The sequence below is a fragment of the Rhodopirellula sp. JB055 genome, from assembly GCF_043100905.1.
In the GTDB taxonomy this organism is placed as follows: Bacteria; Planctomycetota; Planctomycetia; order Pirellulales; family Pirellulaceae; genus Rhodopirellula.
The window spans coordinates 1-3,267 of the sequence record NZ_JBICHO010000147.1; the positions used below are offsets into that span (position 1 = coordinate 1).

4 protein-coding genes are annotated in these 3,267 nt (G+C 52.4%); all 4 read right to left on the bottom strand.

The window, feature by feature from the left end:
- A partial coding sequence (locus ACF8AM_RS06100; protein ID WP_392554770.1) for a hypothetical protein occupies positions 1–284 on the bottom strand: 284 nt, incomplete at its 3' end.
- A complete protein-coding gene (locus tag ACF8AM_RS06105; protein WP_392554771.1) occupies positions 274–1,455 on the bottom strand; it encodes a multiheme c-type cytochrome in 1,182 nt (393 codons plus the stop codon). The genes ACF8AM_RS06100 and ACF8AM_RS06105, both read right to left, overlap by 11 nt.
- 18 nt (positions 1,456–1,473) lie before the next feature.
- Entirely contained in the window at positions 1,474–1,656 is a 183-nt protein-coding gene (locus tag ACF8AM_RS06110) for a hypothetical protein (RefSeq protein WP_392554772.1), read from the bottom strand.
- Between the two features lie 157 nt (positions 1,657–1,813).
- On the bottom strand, positions 1,814–3,064 hold the full coding sequence (locus ACF8AM_RS06115) for a DUF1559 domain-containing protein (RefSeq protein ID WP_392554773.1): 1,251 nt from the start codon (positions 3,062–3,064) through the stop codon (positions 1,814–1,816).
- Between the last annotated feature and the right edge of the window lie 203 nt (positions 3,065–3,267).

Consider the following 3,267-nt stretch of genomic DNA (forward strand, 5'->3'; position numbering starts at 1 on the left):
CCGTCTGCGAGTGCTTGTTCCGCTAACTTCCGCGACTCAACCACATCAATCGGCTTTCGCGTTTCAGCCGGAACAACAAAAGGCTGAGGAACCTCAGACTCATCCTCCATCAACGTGCCCGCGAGGGGACGAACGCTACCACCCGCCACATCGGAAGTCTCCGTCGCCGCTGGGAGCGTGGGTTGAGGTTTCGATTCACACGCGACCAACCATCCAAATAGGCCAACAACCGAGAAGATCGCCCATCGTCGACTCAACGTTCGTCGCGAATCACTACTCGTCATGGATTCGAATCCAATGATCATGGAAGACCATGCCTTGTTCGACCGTGATGGCAGGCATGTGGCACTTCACGCAGCCTCCTTCAGGGGAGACGGAACAATTCACATGAGACTCAACGTGAGGTTGGTGACAAGATTGACAGTCTTGATCGTAATCCGCTTTCGATTTCAATCGCGCGTCTTGATGTGGATTGTGACAACTCGAACACATCATCAATCGATTCGATTTCAAATAGCAAGCACTGCGAAGCAATCCAATTGGCTGAAGCCGCAATAGTTCGCTGGAGTAGTTCCTGAGTTTCTTTGGAGAAACATGGCGAGGCAAACGGTGACACGACCCGCACAACTGGAGTTCAGATTCAAGATCCCAATCCGAACGCCCAACGGAAAACGCTGGTGGAGAGTCGGTCAGCCGAGCCAAACGAACATGTTCACTACCAGGACCGTGGCATTTTTCGCAATCAACATTGGGAACTAGATCCACGAGTTTGTGATCCATCACTTTTCCCGATGTCGTATGACACTCGATGCATGATTCCATCTTTTCACCATGGATGCGTTCACCAAAACAATCCATGGGTTCTGCGGGTTGTTTGTCCGTGTGACCAGGGGTCAGACCAAAGGTGCCGTTTCGGGACGGGCTCTCGACGGGGTTATTGGACACATCCTCTTCCCGGTTTGGATACCACGAAACACGATGTTCCATCCCGAAAGAACTCTCGGCAGTCTCTGGCACGATTGAAAACAAGGTGATCGCATTCCGTCCTGACCCCAGAGCAAACGGGAATGTCATCGACCGCAGCCCAGCAGCAGGTTGATCCGAAGCCTGATGCACGACCAAACCATCGTCGGACGATTCGTATTGGAACAACCCATGCTGCTCGCCTGCATCCACTACTTTTCCCTTAAACAAATCCCTGATCGTTGAATCGGTCGTGGATGCAAACGTGGAGGCATGGCCTGATGTCTGGTGCATTTCGAAATTGGTACGGTGACACTCCGCACACACGGCTTTGCCCACCAAAGTGGGCAAAGCCTCAGAGTGCATGACCTCCGGAAACGCCGGACTTTGGCCCGAAGTTGTCAACATACAAATGGATTGGAGAAACCCGCCAACAACCAATGCGACCAGCACCCAAACCATCCATCCGATTCGCTGTCGACAAATTTGCATGTTGACGGTCCTCGCAAATCAGCGCATCGACTTTTCAAGTTCCTTTGCGTATTCCTCCTCAGTCATTTCACCACCGGGAACTTCTGTTGAAGAATTATCAGCGGGTGGTGCCACCACGGAACCATTGGAATCGTCGCATCCCACCACCGCTCCGAACAACAGACATCCGGAGAAAATGAAAATGATCAGCTTTTTCGTCATAGGAAAAATCCTCATGTATCTAGGTTTGTTGAATGATTCCAGTTCGAGCTTGCTCGTTTGGAAGAAAAGCGAACGCCCAACCGTGTGTTGAGCCACAACTGGATGAATCGAGTGCATATCTCCAACGACATCCAATGCGACGTCGTTAGGTTCTGGATCAGAACTCGGAAATGGTTTCCTTACTGGCCCGGGTTCCTAACGCTCCCCAAACTCCGTATGGACTCGCTCCACCAGGTTTATTGGTAGAACTGATCATTGGTGCACTTTGGTTTCCCGATTCGATGGAATCACTGATGAACTTGACTGCTCCATCACCCATCAGCACATGACATCCACCTTGATGGTGGCTGCTCGGCGAGAACGTTCCGGGGTGATCGGCCCAGTGGCCAATGCACAGCTCACTGTTGGGTGGACGGACTGTGAACACACCAGAGATTGATAACCGAAACGCCGATGCCCAGCTCATTCCACGACCGTTTGTTTCCGCGTTGACAACGGCAACTGGTGGCGTGCAGTGACTGGCGCCGGCCGGGCACCAAAACTGAGGCCGCTCTGGATCAATTTCATTCGCTTCGACACAATGCAAAGGGTTATTGGTCACATGGGAATCAGAACCACCTGCGTCCCATGACAACGATCCCTTGACCGCTCGATCACCTAAATTGGATACGATCTCGCCCATCGCAATCGTGTTGGATAAACCATCCAGCACATCACGAAACTTGAAGAATGAATAGGGCGCGAAGTAGCCACGGTGAGCAGCTTTCGCTTTCACAACATTCCCCGTGTTGGTGCTCGGCTGAAACGTTCGAAGGTCGTAATGCAGTTGCTGTTGAATTTGCGGGGAGTCCCCCAAACATGGTCCGTAGTTGGTTCGCCCACGTCCTGGTAAACCGACTCCCGGATCGCTGGGACAACGCAGCATCGCGATCTCGGTTTGCCACGGAATGTAGCCGGGGTTGGTGGAATATGCCTTGGGGCTTGGCCCCATCGCAGGCCAAAATCCCAGTGGAGCGGGCGGTGCTGCTCCGGTTACTGTTTCGTAGCTGCGGTTTGAGATTTGCTCCCACAAACCCTGCTGTTCAAAGTAAGGCGTCAAAGCAACCATGACGCTCAAACTTTTTCGGTTGGCAGTGTTGCAAGCACGCCACCAATCCGACGGAGTCTCAACTCCTGGCCCCGTTCCGCCACCATGCGGCGGCAACTGGTTGTAAGCAGCATGGTAGTTGTGAATCGCCAAACCGAGCTGCTTGAAATTATTGCTGCAGCTCATTCGACGCGCCGCTTCCCGAGCCGCCTGAACCGCCGGCAAATACAAGCCGACCAGAACGCCAATGATGGCGATCACCACCAGCAGCTCCACTAGCGTGAATGCAACCCTCGTTGAATCTCTCCTGTGCCCAATCATGGTTCTCTCGTTTCTCTCTTGCGAAATGAATTCGAAAAGACGGTCGGTGGACACCTCCACCCCCCGTTCAAACGTATAGAGATCCTAAGGCTGCGAGTTGAGCACTATCAAGCAATTTTTGAGCTGGCAAAAACAAAAAATGCGAATTACTCTCAATTGCTAGCGTCACCCGATTCGTCCCAAAACACCATTAATGGACCATT

Coding starts and splice junctions, on each gene's coding strand:
- ACF8AM_RS06105 (WP_392554771.1), bottom strand. CDS start 1,455: ATGCAAATTTGTCGACAGCGAATCGGATGGATGGTTTGGGTGCTGGTC.
- ACF8AM_RS06110 (WP_392554772.1), bottom strand. CDS start 1,656: ATGACGAAAAAGCTGATCATTTTCATTTTCTCCGGATGTCTGTTGTTC.
- ACF8AM_RS06115 (WP_392554773.1), bottom strand. CDS start 3,064: ATGATTGGGCACAGGAGAGATTCAACGAGGGTTGCATTCACGCTAGTG.